This window comes from Halogranum roseipondis, from assembly GCF_059695585.1.
In genome coordinates this window covers 131662-145019 of sequence record NZ_JBUEED010000008.1, presented here as the reverse complement: position 1 = coordinate 145019, position 13358 = coordinate 131662, and the positions used below count along the sequence as shown (strand labels likewise).

General features: G+C 65.1%; 14 protein-coding genes. 7 read left to right on the top strand and 7 right to left on the bottom strand.

Annotation, left to right across the window (positions count from 1 at the left end; all coding sequences use genetic code 11):
• Positions 1-230 precede the first annotated feature (230 nt).
• Positions 231-2327 carry a bacterio-opsin activator domain-containing protein gene (locus EOHIBHHM_RS24585; RefSeq protein ID WP_497259554.1) on the top strand — a complete coding sequence of 699 codons (2097 nt, stop codon included), beginning with the start codon at positions 231-233 and terminating at the stop codon, positions 2325-2327.
• Positions 2328-2438: 111 nt separating this feature from the next.
• Here the strand turns inward: EOHIBHHM_RS24585 and EOHIBHHM_RS24580 are convergent, their stop codons facing one another.
• The 3 genes from EOHIBHHM_RS24580 to EOHIBHHM_RS24570 all read right to left on the bottom strand — a co-directional run bounded on the left by EOHIBHHM_RS24580 (position 2439) and on the right by EOHIBHHM_RS24570 (position 5867).
• Positions 2439-3401: a hypothetical protein gene (locus tag EOHIBHHM_RS24580; RefSeq protein WP_497259552.1), complete on the bottom strand. Its 963-nt coding sequence runs from the start codon at positions 3399-3401 to the stop codon at positions 2439-2441.
• A 233-nt stretch (positions 3402-3634) separates the two neighbouring features.
• On the bottom strand, positions 3635-3886 hold the full coding sequence (locus EOHIBHHM_RS24575) for a DUF7542 family protein (RefSeq protein ID WP_497259550.1): 252 nt from the start codon (positions 3884-3886) through the stop codon (positions 3635-3637).
• 736 nt (positions 3887-4622) lie between these two features.
• Entirely contained in the window at positions 4623-5867 is a 1245-nt protein-coding gene (locus tag EOHIBHHM_RS24570; protein WP_497259548.1) for a sodium:calcium antiporter, read from the bottom strand.
• Between the two features lie 293 nt (positions 5868-6160).
• Between EOHIBHHM_RS24570 and EOHIBHHM_RS24565 the strand changes: the two genes are divergently transcribed.
• From EOHIBHHM_RS24565 to EOHIBHHM_RS24550, 4 genes are all read left to right on the top strand, one after another.
• Entirely contained in the window at positions 6161-6460 is a 300-nt protein-coding gene (locus EOHIBHHM_RS24565) for a DUF4242 domain-containing protein (RefSeq protein ID WP_497259546.1), read from the top strand.
• 96 nt (positions 6461-6556) lie between these two features.
• A complete protein-coding gene (locus tag EOHIBHHM_RS24560; protein WP_497259544.1) occupies positions 6557-7822 on the top strand; it encodes an ABC transporter substrate-binding protein in 1266 nt (421 codons plus the stop codon).
• Entirely contained in the window at positions 7819-8559 is a 741-nt protein-coding gene (locus tag EOHIBHHM_RS24555; protein WP_497259542.1) for an ABC transporter ATP-binding protein, read from the top strand. Before EOHIBHHM_RS24560 ends, EOHIBHHM_RS24555 begins: the two co-directional genes overlap by 4 nt.
• Positions 8556-9323, top strand: coding sequence for an ABC transporter permease (locus tag EOHIBHHM_RS24550; protein WP_497259540.1), 768 nt, complete (start codon positions 8556-8558; stop codon positions 9321-9323). The genes EOHIBHHM_RS24555 and EOHIBHHM_RS24550 overlap by 4 nt, the downstream gene beginning before the upstream one ends.
• Positions 9324-9341: 18 nt before the next feature.
• Here the strand turns inward: EOHIBHHM_RS24550 and EOHIBHHM_RS24545 are convergent, their stop codons facing one another.
• The 3 genes from EOHIBHHM_RS24545 to EOHIBHHM_RS24535 form a co-directional block, all read right to left on the bottom strand.
• Positions 9342-10121, bottom strand: coding sequence for an ABC transporter permease (locus EOHIBHHM_RS24545; protein WP_497259538.1), 780 nt, complete (start codon positions 10119-10121; stop codon positions 9342-9344).
• A gap of 3 nt (positions 10122-10124) precedes the next feature.
• Positions 10125-11246, bottom strand: coding sequence for an ABC transporter substrate-binding protein (locus tag EOHIBHHM_RS24540; RefSeq protein ID WP_497259536.1), 1122 nt, complete (start codon positions 11244-11246; stop codon positions 10125-10127).
• Positions 11247-11357: 111 nt separating this feature from the next.
• The gene (locus EOHIBHHM_RS24535) at positions 11358-11651 is read right to left on the bottom strand and encodes an amphi-Trp domain-containing protein (RefSeq protein ID WP_497259534.1); all 294 of its coding nucleotides are present in this window, start codon (positions 11649-11651) and stop codon (positions 11358-11360) included.
• Between the two features lie 188 nt (positions 11652-11839).
• Between EOHIBHHM_RS24535 and EOHIBHHM_RS24530 the strand changes: the two genes are divergently transcribed.
• Positions 11840-12037, top strand: a complete 198-nt coding sequence (locus EOHIBHHM_RS24530; RefSeq protein ID WP_497259532.1) for a hypothetical protein — start codon at positions 11840-11842, stop codon at positions 12035-12037.
• A 20-nt stretch (positions 12038-12057) separates the two neighbouring features.
• Here the strand turns inward: EOHIBHHM_RS24530 and EOHIBHHM_RS24525 are convergent, their stop codons facing one another.
• Positions 12058-12360: an ArsR/SmtB family transcription factor gene (locus EOHIBHHM_RS24525; RefSeq protein WP_497259530.1), complete on the bottom strand. Its 303-nt coding sequence runs from the start codon at positions 12358-12360 to the stop codon at positions 12058-12060.
• A gap of 143 nt (positions 12361-12503) precedes the next feature.
• On the opposite strand from EOHIBHHM_RS24525, the gene EOHIBHHM_RS24520 reads away from it, so the two are divergent.
• Positions 12504-13349 (top strand): DUF8054 domain-containing protein, encoded by an 846-nt coding sequence (locus EOHIBHHM_RS24520; RefSeq protein WP_497259528.1) that lies wholly within the window; start codon positions 12504-12506, stop codon positions 13347-13349.
• The last annotated feature ends 9 nt before the right edge of the window (positions 13350-13358 follow it).

The following is a 13358-nucleotide window of genomic DNA, read 5'->3' as shown; positions in this document are numbered from 1 at the left end:
CGGTACGGGTCGATCGAATCGCCAGATGAGCAGAGCGTAGCGTTCCCCTGGCCGGGGACGTCGTGACAGTCGTGTGGACCGCTGCCGAGAGTTCGAACGGAGCTCCCGTCTAACGAGAGCGTCCAGGGGACGGATGAACGTTCGGGACACTCCCGAGTCGCTCGTCCGTCGGAACCGCCGTTCCAGCGAGTCCCAAATACTAATGCCTGTGTGCTATCTCTTGGCGAGTGATGGGCGACCAAAACGGGACGGACGCCTCCTTCGACGACAGTACGGACGCAGACGCTTTTGCACGGATCAGCGACGCTGTCTTCGCCCTCGACCGAGAGTGGAAGATCACGTTCCTCAACGAGCAGGCAGAACAGCTGTTTCAGCGTGACGACGACGATCTCCGTGGGGAGTTCGTTTGGGATGCGTTCCCGGGTGCGGTGTCGGTCCTACGCGAGAACTGCGACCGCGCGCTGGAGACTCAACAGTCGGTGGAGTTCGATTTTCGTCACCAGCCGAGTGACGCCTGGTTAGTGGTGGAGGTCTACCCCTCAGAGTCCGGGGTGACGGTACAGGCGAGAGACGTTACCGACCGCGTTCGGCGGGAAAGCGTGCTCCGAGAGCGCGAGCACGCACTCCACTCTGCCTACGAAGTCATCGCGGATAGCTCGTTGTCGCTCGCCGAGCAGATCGACTCGCTGCTGGGAATCGTGCGCGAGGAGGTCGGCACCGAGTACGCAACCCTCTCACGGATCGACGACGACGAGTACCACTTCGAGTTCGTCGATGCACCGACGGAGGCTGACCTCCGTGCCGGAGAGACGGTTCCGTTAGCGGCCACGAACTGCGAGCGGGTCGTCGAGACGAATGAGACACTCGTCCTCAACGATGTCGAGACCGACGCCCCCGAACTGGCCGACCGGGTAGGCAACACCGAGTGGGGAATTTCGTGTTATCTCGGGTCCCCGGTCGTGGTTGAGGGTGAATCCTACGGCACGTTCTGTTTCTACAGTCTGAATTCTCGGGACGACGCGTTCACAGACTGGGAAGTGACGTTTGTCGAACTCTTCAGCAAGTGGGTGAGCACGAAGCTCGAACAGCAGCGATACATCGACCAGTTGACCATCTCGAACGAGCTGTACGAAGTGGCCCGTACTATCACCAGTAACGTCATCGAACAGACGAACCGCGAGGATATCGAGGCGACAACGTGCGTTCGCCTCGCAGAGGCGTCCGCTTACTCGTGTGCATGGTTCGGGACAATCGACCAACGACATCAGGAAGTGATCCCTCGTGTAGCGGCTGGCTTCGACGATCCGTTCGACGAGTCGGGAATCGCATACGGTACCGGCCGAGACCAGAACTCGCCGATCGCGGAAGCGATTCGGTCGGAGTCGATACAGACCGTCCGAAATCTCCGAGAGAGCCCCGAGTACAGGGTCTGGCACGAACGAGCGACGGAAGCCGGGGTCGACTCGTGGGCCGTCATCCCGATCGGTCACGAGGGGGCCCTCTACGGAGTTCTGAACGTATACTCCGACCGCCCCGACGCGTTCGCGAATCAGGAGCGGACGACGCTCCGCAAGCTCGGAGAGCTCGTCGGTCACGCTATCACAGCCGTCCAGCGCAAGCGTACGTTGATGAGTGAAACTGTCGTCGAGATAGAGTTCGGAATCCAGAACGTCTTCGACCGGAAAGAGACGTCGGACGTCGAATCGCGACCGATCACGTTCGAGCGAACGATTCCGGTCGGCGGCGAGAAGTACCTCGTCTACGGGGGAGCGAGCGAACACGGGATAGCGAAACTGCGGGCGGCTGTCGACGACATCTCGGCCTGGGATTCACTGACGGTGATCAGCGAACGGGGCAGTGACAAGCGGTTCGAACTGCAACTGACGAAGCCGCCTGTCATCTCGGCCGTCGCTGCGCGCGGCGGGCGGGTCAAATCCGCACGGATCGAAGACGGTGACTACCGATTGGTCGTTCAGCTGCCGGACGACGCCGACGTACGGGCGTTGGTGGGTGTCGTTCGAGAGTCGTATCCGGACACGACGGTACTCGCGCAGCGACAGACGTCGGGCGAGCAGAGCACGGAAGACCGTCTCTACCCGAACGTCCTCGACGAACTCACCGAGCGCCAGCGGGCAGCGGTCGAATCGGCAGTTTACTCGGGGTACTTCGACTGGCCACGGAACACTACCGGAGAGGAGATCGCGGCGTCTTGGGACATCTCGGCGTCGACGTTCCACCAGCATCTCCGTACTGGCGAGCAGAAGATTCTGACCGCCCTGTTTCCCCCCGACGGGGAAGCCGAGAGCACATCGGACGCCGAGAGGTGACTCTCCGACGAGACAGATCCGTCTCCAGGGCTGCTGAGCGACGAGATCGTCTCGGACCGATCTCGGACACGGCCAGTCGAGAGAGAATGGACAGTACGCGTGGTCCTGGTGTTACGTCGCGGACGAGTTCGCTGTTCCACCTCGGACGATCGCCGTCGCATGCGACAGCGCCTGTTCCGCCTCGTCTTCCGTAGCGGCCTTGTAACCGTACACTGCTCGGTCGTGGACGTCAGTTAGCTGCTCGAGACGGCGGGTCGTCGCGTCGTCGATAGCTGGAGCCGACGCACACCGGTCGTAGAACAGCTGCGGCGACTCCGCCGAATCGACGCCGTAGCGTGTCTGCAACGCCTCACACGCAGTGGTATAGGCGTCGTCGACGGCTGTCTCGTAGGCTCCGTCGGCGAGTGCAGTCCGGGCGTCGTCTAGCGCGTGTTCGTTGGAGTCGACCGAAGGGGCGTCGTCGACCGACGACGTCGTCGTCCCGACGGTATCTGTCTCGTCGGGGACGGGTTCGCTCTCGGCGATGGATCCGGTCACGTCAGTCTGTGCCGGCTCACCGCTGTCGTCGGTGCCATCGGAAGCCCGTACTGGCGCGTCGTCGCCGTCGTCCGCCTTGGACCACGAGAACACGTTTCCGGACTCCCGTTCGAACCCGGTGGTCTCACCACCAGTCTCGGTGGCGCTCGGCGACATCGGTGGCTGCTCGGTGTCCGATGGCTGCTCGACGTCTCCCGATGGTTCTGCTGTACGCTCTGCGGTGGTGTGAGCCTTGTCAGCGGTCTCGACGTCGGCCGTCGCGACGCCCTCACTGGCGGCGTCGTCCGCACCGCTGCCACCACCGAACGTCCAGATACCCCACACGGCGAAGAGAACCAGCGAGCACAGAATCAGTCCTGCGCCGATCAGCAGACGCTGCTGGCCCTCGGGGACGACCTGGAGTGGGAGGTCGGCGGACTGCAGGACTCGATGGCTCGTCGCAGCGGCAGCGTCGGTCGCTGTCGGAACCCGATCCGAAAGCGTTGCTCCGGAGGCGAATCGGAAGTCCGTAGAGAGCGTGGGGAGACGAACGTACATACAGTCCGTGTGACGGTCGAGGGGCTTTATTATAACGCGCGTAAACGACCGTCGAAGAACGCCGGAGCGCACAGACCCGGGGAGCGTGCCTGACTGTACGGTCGCAGCGACCCGTATCCGGATTCCCTCGACGGATGCCCACGATGCAGCCTCGAACGCAGAGTGCTACTCACGGACCGTCGCTCTCCCGACCGTTCGGACGGTTCGAGCGACGGGAACGTCGACACTGACCGTTACGACTCGTCGTCTGACGGCGGCCACTCGAGGAGCGCCGAGTCGGTGTTCGTACAGCCAGAGACGCCACAGACTCCGGCGTCTGCTCCCGCCCGTTCGACACCGTCGGCGACGTGATTGATGTGCCAGTCGACTCCGTGCCCCGTCTCCGATTCGTGGTCGTCGAGGGCGACACGTGCACGACCCAAGTTCGCGAAGGTGTCGCGGAACGTGCAGTCACGACACTCGATCACGACGTTTCCCTCGTCCATACGAGCGGTTGGGCCCAAAGCAACGAAAGCGCTCCGGTCGTCCGACCGGCTGGAGTCGCTCGGGACAGCCGTCACGATGCTCGCGACGCGCGACTGGCGTTCACCGAGCATTCGACGTGGTCCCGAGAGATAGTATTGTATTATTTTTACAATACCATAGCACACGCCCGGGTCGTCGTCTCCCCCTCGTCCCGGTACCAACACTCTCACAGCCGAACTGGTTGGCGGCGGATACAGCGTGAAACTAGTCTTTTCGCATAAAACAGCATGCTACACTGGGTAGGGCATCAATACACGGTTTTCGCCGGCCTTCAATACGGCTACTGTGACCAGCTGCAAAAGATATCAACGAAGAACTAGTCACATAGTTCCGACGGAACGACGTGACCACAGACGGGTTCGTACCGTTCGACCGACTGATATCGAGAGAGTATCTGGCCTACTATATTGTGATACTTTTGCAATACTATTCGAGATAGTTTCGGAGACACGGTCGTCAGTTGCGTTCCAGCGCAACGGAGGGCCGATAGGTTCACAGCACTAACGACTGACCGATCTGCCCACCGAGAAAGGGTCGGAGGCGAGCACTCGACGCGGAGAGCCTGTCGTGTCAGGTCTGTCGTTCGGGGCGCGCAGACGGAGGTGTGGCACACTCCGACACTGGCGCAGTCGTCTCCGGTCGTGGAAGGAGCGTTAAGAGTACATTGAGCTTAGAGGGGGGACGTAGTCCGGACCGTTACTCGCCGACCGGAACACCGCTGAACACGACGAGTGCGATCACCCAGTAAGCGACGTAGAGTCCGCCGAGCAAGACACCGTGCCATCGCTTGATGTTGCCTTCGTAAAAAAAGTAGGCGGCGAGCGCCGTCACGACGAGCATGAAAGGCAGGTGGAAGGTGAGAACCGAGTCGGAGATGCTCACCTCACTGAGGAACATAATCACGCCGATGTTGCCGGTCACAGAGAACAGGACGCTCCCGATGACGTTGCCGACACCGATCTCCGGAAAGCCCCGGCGGACCGGCTCCAGCGTCAGTATGATGTCCTCGAAGGTGAGGAGCAGAGTGAGTATCGTAGCCCCGAAGACGGTTCCGGAGAGGCCGAACCCTTCGATCACTACTTCGGAGCCGCCCTCGAGGAGCATGGCCGCGAAGACGATACCGACGAGCGCGAGGATCGAGAGGACGATCCACACGAACCCGGAGTTCGCGAGATCACCGAGGACCCGATCCTCGGGAATCTCCTCGAGCGTACCGGGACGGGCCATCCCGCCGTCGGTTCGCGGATCTTCGAGCTCCTGTCCGAGTTCCGTGTTCCGGAACACCGGCACGTCGCGCTGGCGCTCCCGGACGATGAAGTAGCCGAACGCGAAGACGAAAAAGAGTGTCAGGACGATCCCGTGAACGGCCGTCAGCGTCCCGAGTAGAACGAAGGGAACGAGGACGAGCGGTCCGAGGCCAAAGATGGCAACGTAGTCCTTGGGCAGGTCGACCGGGAACGGTTCGACGAGCGCCGCGAGCGCGAGCGTCACGCCGATGATCGCCAGCCCCGTACCGAGCGCCGACCCGAGCGCCGCCTCCTCCAGACCGCCGGCGGAGAGAACGAGCGCGAGGATCGTGTCGTCGAACTCGAAGCCGGTGAAGACGATCGCCAACGCGAACAGCGACATCTTCAGGTTGAGCGAGGCGCGCGCGAGATAGCTGATGAGCTTCTCCGTCGACACCGTCAACAGGACGGCGCCGCCGAGCAACACGACCACCGCCCCGATAGTGCCCTGTGACTCGATGAAGCCCTCGATAGCTCCCTCGATTCCGCCTTCCTCTTCTTCGCCCTCCTCGCCGGCCTCGTCTTCTTCTTGGGCCGAGACGCGATCGACCGGGCCGCCAGTCCCCAAGTCCTCCGCGACCGCGGACGCAGCCGGCGAAGCGACGACAAGTGACAGTAACAGGGCGATACCGACGACTACTCGCTTACGTGTCATGAATCGTTGGATGCGGTGGACCTGTATGTATGTTAGCACACGAGTAGCGATATACATTGAATTATTGTACACGGAGCCGGGCAGATGCCGATTCACCGGCTACCGGAACTGTTCGGTACGGGCGAACTGGAGGGACCGACCGGGTCGCTGGATCGTCGCAGTGGTCGTGTTCGGTGGCGTACCGATTCCGGGCGAGTCGGTGGGTGTCCGTCGCTCACTCTGCGTCTCCGACACCGTGACAACGCTACACGGAGGCGAACGCCCAAGTCGTGGGGGTCCATAGCTCTCGAAGCATGTCGTCACAACAGCTCCACGACTTCCTGATACTCAGAGAACTCGACGACCCCATCACGCGAGACGAACTGGCGGACGCAGCGGACACCTCCGGCGACGTCCTCGCGTCGCTTCGCGAAGAGGGCGTCGACATCGAGTGGGTCGAGTCCGAGGTGATGACCGACGAGGACGGTCGAGTCACCGGGACGTTCTGTCACTACCGGGCCGAGGACGAGGCCGCCGTCCGCGAACACGCCGACAGGGCGGGGTTGCCGGCGACCCGCATCGACCGTCGCGGTGACGCCCTCGACGGCGAGTAGCGCAGTCCCGACACGCACTGTTCCGTCAGCCCTCGACGACGCGACCGCGCTTTTCCCCACCATGGTATTTATTAGCACCCGTTCGCTCAATCCGGTATGCGCTGGCGCGAGTATCCAGTACTGCCGGACGGCGACGCTCGCTTCGAGGCGTTCCGTACCGGGCTCGACGACGACGCTGCCCGAGTACTCGCGTATCTGGTCAGGCGACGCGAGAGCGACGACGTCGAGTCGGACGAGGCGACCCGACTCGAACTCCGAGTCGGCACGGGACTCGGTCGAGACGCCACGATCGAGGCACTCACGACGCTAGAGACGCGTGATCTCGTGAAGAGCACGACAGTCGCCCGCGACAGCCGAGGTCGACCGCCGAAGGGCTGGACGACGGCGGCCGACCGAGAGACGCTCTCCACTCGGATCCGCAGCCACCACAGCTGTCGACTGTGTGAACGGGCCGACGAGATCGGGAGAACGCTCGGAGCCACGCCGCCGAACGACTGGCTCGACGACGTCGACCCGACCGTGTCGGTACCCGACACTCCGACCGAGCTCACCGTGGCACTGAACTGGATGCCGAACGGTTTACACGCACCGCTCATCGCGGCTGCCGACTTCGCCGAGCGCGACGGGGTCGAGATCACCCTCGAGTCGGCGCGTGGGTCGGGGTCCGCGATCGAGCAACTGCGTACAGGCGACGCGGATGTCGCCGTGGTCGGTGCCGCGAGCCTCTGTCGCGACGCTGAGGAGTCGTTCGTCCCGCTCGCGTTGCTCCACCAACGATCGATGGCCGTGCTCTACACGACGACAGAGCGACTGGGTGAACCGTTCACGACCGTCGAACAGCTGCGCGGCCGGCGTCTCGCGGTCTCTCCGGATTCGGAGGTGAGTCGGCTGGCACGGCTGTTTCTCGCCCAGTCACGTCTGTTGGACGACGTGGAGGTAGTCGCCGTCGCCGGCGAAGAGCGGGAGGCGCTCGTCGACGGCGACGCGGCCGTCGCCACCGGGATGCCGATCGACGCACGCGAACTGGCGGCTGCGGGCTACGACGTCTCCTCGCTGGCGGTCGCGGACCACTTCCCGGTTCCGGGTCCCGCGCTCGTGACGACGGCCGCCACGCTCCGCGAGGAGCCGACGACCGTCCACCGGTTGCTGATGAGTACCGTCGCGGGGGCGACGGCCGCTCGGACGCAGCCCGAACAGACGGCACGGCGAGTGGCCGCCCGAAGCGACGACGACGTCGCGAGCGAGCAGTGGCGGATCGAACGCGCCCGCGACCGGTCGGTCGGCGATCGGGGGTGGGGCTGGCAGACCCTCGCTGCGTGGGAGCGCCTCGAGGCCGCACTCCAGTCGGAGGCGACGAGATGATTCGATCCGAGGGGCTGACCGTCGAGTTCGACGACCTGACGGCGCTGCGTGACCTCTCGCTCGACGTCGACGACGGCGGGTTCGTCACCGTCATCGGCCCCTCCGGCTGCGGGAAGACGACGTTGCTGCGGACGCTCGGTGGGTTGGAGGAACCGACCGAGGGGAGCGTCAGCGTCGGCGGCGCGTCGCCGGCGGCCGCCCGTCGAGACGGTCGCGTCGGGTTCGTGTTCCAAGATCACGCGCTCCTTCCGTGGAAGACCGCACTCGAGAACGTCACGTTCCTGCGGCGGATGGCCGGCAAACCGGCCGACGAGGCGGGGGCGAGAGAGGTGCTCGCGACGGTGGGTCTCGACGAGTTCGTCGACGCGCGACCCGCGACGCTGTCCGGGGGGATGAAACAGCGGGTCGCCATCGCCCGTGCGATCCACCTCGGTGCAGACGTGTTGCTGATGGACGAGCCGTTCGGCGAACTCGACGAACTCACCCGCGAGGAGATGAGCGTCGAGATCTGCCGGATCTGGCGAAACTACCGGAAGACCGTCGTGTTCGTGACCCACTCCATCCCGGAGGCGGTGCTGTTGGGCGATCGGTGTGTCGGACTCCACGGTCCGCCGGCGGAGATCGCGTGGGAGCGATCCATCGACCTGCCGCGACCGCGCGACCGTGGGGTCTTCGAGTCCGCGGCGTTCCAGGAGGAGGTCGCCGCCGTCCGTCGACTGTTCCACGGAGAGCGATGAGCGTCGCCGACCGCGTGTCCGGAGCCGACGTCGGCCTCCCGGCGGCCGCACTGGTCGTCGGTCTGCTCGGGTGGTGGACGGTGACCGCCGTGGGGGTCGTGCCGTCGTTCGTGCTGCCGTCGCCGGTGACGGTCGCCGAACGGTTGCTCACGCGCCCAGAGTTGTACGTCTCGAACGCCCTCGCAACACTCGCGAAGACGCTCGTCGGCGGCGCGGTCGGCATCGTCGGTGGCGCGACGCTGGCGGTTGCCATCTCGTGGCACCGCCTGCTCCGGCGTGCACTGCACCCGTATCTCGTCGCGGCACGAGTGCTTCCGAAAGTCGCGGTCGCACCGTTGCTACTGCTGTACGTCGGGTTGGGGTTCGAGACGGCCGTCCTGTTCGTGGCACTCGTCACGTTCTTCCCGATGGTCGTCAACACGGTGGCTGGCCTCCAGCGGGCGCCCGAGGTCCAACGCGACCTGCTTCGGTCGGTCGACGCGGGGCGCGTCCGCTCGTTTCTCGCCGTCGAGCTTCCGTACGCGCTCCCCGACGTGTTCGCCGGGCTGAAACAGTCCGTGACGCTCGCCGTCGTCGGCGCGACGATCGCCGAGTGGATCGTCGCGACGAGGGGGCTCGGCTATCTCATCCTCGTCGGCTCCGAGAACGTACAACCGGACGTGATGCTGGCGGCGCTGACGGTGCTCGTCGCGATCGGTCTCGGACTGTACGGGACGGTCGTCGTCGCCCAGCGGGCGGTCGCACGTCGCATCCCGCTCGACTAGCGGATCCTGCTCGTTCGACTAGCGGGTCCCACTCGCTCGGCTCAACAGTCGCTCGAGCCCGGCGGCCGCGAGGTAAAAGACGAGCCCGAGTGCGACGAGTACGAACAGCGCTGCGAACATCAGTGCCGTGTCCAACGCGTCGGCTGCCGCGAACACCTGATAGCCGAGGCCAGCCCTGAGCGTGAGGAACTCCGCGACGACGGTGCCGACGACGCTCAGCGCGGCCGCGAGCTTCACGCCCGCGAGCACGCTCGGGAGTGCCGCCGGCACTCGGACGTGCAGGAACGTCGCCGTAGCACTCGCGTCGATCGATCGCATCAGTTCGAGGTAGGCGGTCGGTGTCGACCGAAGTCCGTCGAGTCCGCCCAGCGCGACCGGGAACACCGTCAGTGTGGTGACCAGCAGTGCCCGCGAGGCGAGCCCCGACCCGGCCCAGAGGAACACGAGCGGCGCGACGGCCACCAGTGGTGCGATCCGGAGTGCGACGAGATACGGTTGGACGATCGCACGTGCGCCGGGCGAGACGACCATCAGGAACGCGAGTGAGAGACCGACTGCGATGCCCGCTGAGAGACCCAACCCTGCGGTGGCTGCGGAGACGACAGTCGCCTCGAGCAGGCGGGGCCACGCGTCGATCCCGACGCTGAGCACCGTCGCGGGCGCCGGGAGGATCACCGTGGGCAGGTCGGAGACGACGACGGCCGTCTGCCAGCCAGCCACGACCAGCGCAAACACGACAGTCGCCGGGGCACCCCGTTCGACGAACTCGACGGCTCGGGTCGGGACGGTCGACCCCATCGCTCAGTTCGACACGAGGTCGGCGTACGCGCCGATGTACTTCGACTCGGTCTCGAGGTGAGCGTTCGTCCAGACGTCGGCGGCGTTCACCTGGCCACCGAGTTGCTCGGCGCTCCGGAGCGCCTCGGCGGTCGTCTGCCACGGCTCTCCCTCGCTCCAGCCCCACCCCTGTTCCCGGACGGTGTCGGACAGCATGTGGTCGTCGGCCATCGTCAGCCACTTCTCGCGCTGTTGGTCGCGCGACTCGGCCAGCGCACCGTTCGCGTCGACGAGCGCGTCCATCGCGGCCTCGACGTTGTTCCGCCCCCAGACGGCACCGCGTGCGGTCGCCCGCAGGAACGCCGTGACGGTCTCGGGGTGCTCGTCGGCGAAGTCGGCGTTCGTCGCGACCACGTGCCCGTACGCCGGCACCTGGTCTGCGACCTGCAACGAGTCGGTCGTCTCCCCCTGCGCTCGTGCGGCGATGGCGTCGCCGAACACGCCTCCCGCGGCGTCGATCTTCCCGGCAAGCAGCTGTTGGACCGTGTCGTACCCCGTGTCGACCATCTCGACGTTCGAGCGAACCCCCGTCTGTTCCAGATACAGCTCCGTCAACAGCCGCACCATCCCCGGACCGGTGCCGACGGTCTTCCCTGCGAGCTGCGATGGATCGGTCAGTTCGCTCCCGAACGTCTTCCGGGTGCTGAACACGACGACCGGACTCTTCTGCATCACGACGCCGACCGAAAGCGGCGAGAGCTCGCGGCTGTTCACGTTGAGCACCTGGTCGCTGCTCGTGACGGCGAACTCGGTGTTCCCCAGCCCCGTCTGCTTCGCGGAGAAGTCGGAGCCCTGTCCGGCCTCGATCTTCTGTAGGTTCAGTCCCTCCGCCTCGTAGAACCCCTGCGCGGCCGCGGCGTAGTACGGGACGTGGAGACCGCTCGGCTTCCAGTTGAGGAGCAACGACACGTCCGTCACTGACGGCGTCGGCTCCGGCGACGCGGTCGCCGTCCCCGTCGAAGCGTCTGTGACCGTCGCACCACCGTCGATCGACTCCCCTGTGCCGTCGGAAGCGTTCATCCCCGTACACCCCGCCGCCAGCGTGGTCCCCGAGACCGCGAGGAACTCACGTCTGTCGATTGCCATGTGTGGTTTGGTACTACACCACAAGGGAGATATAACTTTCGACGGATGGTTTATACGTGAGCCGTAGTGGAGTCTGGAGTGACAGAGAAGTCGGAGCCACTCGCCAGCGGATCACTCGACGTTGAGCTGGCCCTCGTCTTCCGCCCACTCGAACTCCAGTTCGATCTCCAGTTCGCGTTTCCGCTCGCCGATGAACTCCACTTCGACCTCGATCGGTTCGCCGAACCGAAACGGGATCTCCCAGTCGTCGCCGGAGACGGTGAGCTCGTTGTCGTCCTCGAGTTGGTCGGCGAGTTCCCGGAGGAACGTAGCAGTCATCTCGCGTGAGAGGCGCACCTCCCGTTCGAAGTACCCGTCGGTCACGACGCGCTGTCTGTTGGACTCGTCGTTCGGCAGTTCCGGCATACCTGGCGTATGTCGTCCGGGGTAATAATCCCCGTCGGTCGATCTCTGTCGGAGACCGGTCTCTCCTCTCGCTCCGGCGTTCGGAGGACGGGCGGAGAAAGAGTTAACTGGAATCCGTCGAACGTCGGTTCTATGGGAGACATTCCCATGCATACACGTAGCGTCCGTAGCGACGCACGGTGGCTGGCATGACCCCCTCGGCCGTCGACGTCCTGCTGTTCGCCGGCTACGTCGCTCTCACCGGCTTCAGCCTAGCGAGCGGAGTCCGGAACCGACGGGGGGAGCGAAGCGACGTCTGCCGCGTCTGTGAAACCGAGACTCTGGCCGGACAGACGTACTGCCACGGCTGTCGGGCCGACCTCGGAGGACCGACCGACGCGTGGTGATCCGGCTGAACGGATGTGGGTCAGTCGGCGAAGACGTCGTCGTCGACCGTCCGTTCGGCGTCGCCCGTGTAGAGACAGAACGATCGTTCCGGCGGCGGCGACGCGCGAAGTTCGACCGTCCGCCGGAGTCGGTAGTACTTTCGACGACTGGTCCGGTAGCTCTCGACGATCCCCGACTCCTCGAGGACGTCCAGGTGGTGGACCGCACTCTTCCCGTCCATCCCGACGGTCTCGGCGAGTTCGGTCACGTATCGGGGCTCCGACGAGAGTTCCTGGATGATGCGTAACCGTGGTTTGCTCCCGAGCACGTCGAAGAGTGACATGGTAGCATAGGACATGTGAACACTATTGAACGTTTCCCCTCTCTTCGGAACGGCTCGAGTGGTCACCATCAACGCCGCATCGGGCCGTTCGCCGTCCCAACTTCGCCCGAGCATTTATCGTTCTCGGCCCGGATGGTCGGTCGATGACCGACTCCGAGCTAGTCGACCGACTTCGCCGAGCAGAGTACACCGGGGAGAACCGCTGCATCCCCTGTACGGTCGCGAACGGCTCGATCGCCGCGGTCGCAGCCGTCGTCGTGACACTGATCGCAGCACCGTGGCTCGGTGTGCTCTCGTTCGTGGTCGCCGTCGTCGTCATCTACCTCAGAGGCTACCTCGTCCCGGGGACACCGGCGCTCACGAGACGGTACTTCCCGCCGTGGCTCCTCCGTCTCTTCGGGAAGGAGCCAGTCGCGGCAGTTCCGACCACCAGTAGAGACGCCGACCGTCCACTGGTGACTGCGGGCGTGCTCCGGCCGACCGACGAGGGACCGGCCTTGACACCGCAGTTCGGCGAGACGTGGTCCGAGCGTGCGGCGACGCGGCACGCGACGGGTGTGAGCGAAGCCGACGTCGCTGCGGCGTTCGACGCCGAGTCGGTGTCACGACTCGGCGACGCGTCGTTCGTCCTCGACGGCGACACGTCCGTCCGGTGGGAGTCGGCGGCCGCACTCGCCGCAGACGTCGCCGGGGCAGAGCTGCTGGCCGAGCGCGTCGACTGGGCCGACTACGACCGCGACCGTCGCCGGACGACGCTCCAGGCGCTCCGACTCCGTCTCGACGGCTGTCCCGCCTGCGGCGCACCCCTCATCGCCGAGACGGAACGGGTCGACCCGTGTTGTCAGCGTCCCCACCTCGTCGCCGAGTCGGTCTGCGAGGGATGCGGTGCAGTCGTCGCCGACGCGGCGGTCGTCGACACCGGTGATCTCGATTCGGTTGCGGGCGCGCTGCTCGGGTGGGAGACCCGTGAGACTGAAATAGAAGCGTGACCAGTGGTA

What these genes read in the sequence shown, in the direction of transcription:
- EOHIBHHM_RS24575 (WP_497259550.1), bottom strand. Translation starts at nt 3,886, where the DNA reads ATGGACGAGGGAAACGTCGTGATCGAGTGTCGTGACTGCACGTTCCGC.
- EOHIBHHM_RS24570 (WP_497259548.1), bottom strand. Translation starts at nt 5,867, where the DNA reads ATGACACGTAAGCGAGTAGTCGTCGGTATCGCCCTGTTACTGTCACTT.
- EOHIBHHM_RS24555 (WP_497259542.1), top strand. Translation starts at nt 7,819, where the DNA reads ATGATTCGATCCGAGGGGCTGACCGTCGAGTTCGACGACCTGACGGCG.
- EOHIBHHM_RS24560 (WP_497259544.1), top strand. Translation starts at nt 6,557, where the DNA reads ATGCGCTGGCGCGAGTATCCAGTACTGCCGGACGGCGACGCTCGCTTC.
- EOHIBHHM_RS24535 (WP_497259534.1), bottom strand. Translation starts at nt 11,651, where the DNA reads ATGCCGGAACTGCCGAACGACGAGTCCAACAGACAGCGCGTCGTGACC.
- EOHIBHHM_RS24585 (WP_497259554.1), top strand. Translation starts at nt 231, where the DNA reads ATGGGCGACCAAAACGGGACGGACGCCTCCTTCGACGACAGTACGGAC.
- EOHIBHHM_RS24540 (WP_497259536.1), bottom strand. Translation starts at nt 11,246, where the DNA reads ATGGCAATCGACAGACGTGAGTTCCTCGCGGTCTCGGGGACCACGCTG.
- EOHIBHHM_RS24530 (WP_497259532.1), top strand. Translation starts at nt 11,840, where the DNA reads ATGACCCCCTCGGCCGTCGACGTCCTGCTGTTCGCCGGCTACGTCGCT.
- EOHIBHHM_RS24525 (WP_497259530.1), bottom strand. Translation starts at nt 12,360, where the DNA reads ATGTCACTCTTCGACGTGCTCGGGAGCAAACCACGGTTACGCATCATC.
- EOHIBHHM_RS24580 (WP_497259552.1), bottom strand. Translation starts at nt 3,401, where the DNA reads ATGTACGTTCGTCTCCCCACGCTCTCTACGGACTTCCGATTCGCCTCC.
- EOHIBHHM_RS24520 (WP_497259528.1), top strand. Translation starts at nt 12,504, where the DNA reads ATGACCGACTCCGAGCTAGTCGACCGACTTCGCCGAGCAGAGTACACC.
- EOHIBHHM_RS24545 (WP_497259538.1), bottom strand. Translation starts at nt 10,121, where the DNA reads ATGGGGTCGACCGTCCCGACCCGAGCCGTCGAGTTCGTCGAACGGGGT.
- EOHIBHHM_RS24565 (WP_497259546.1), top strand. Translation starts at nt 6,161, where the DNA reads ATGTCGTCACAACAGCTCCACGACTTCCTGATACTCAGAGAACTCGAC.
- EOHIBHHM_RS24550 (WP_497259540.1), top strand. Translation starts at nt 8,556, where the DNA reads ATGAGCGTCGCCGACCGCGTGTCCGGAGCCGACGTCGGCCTCCCGGCG.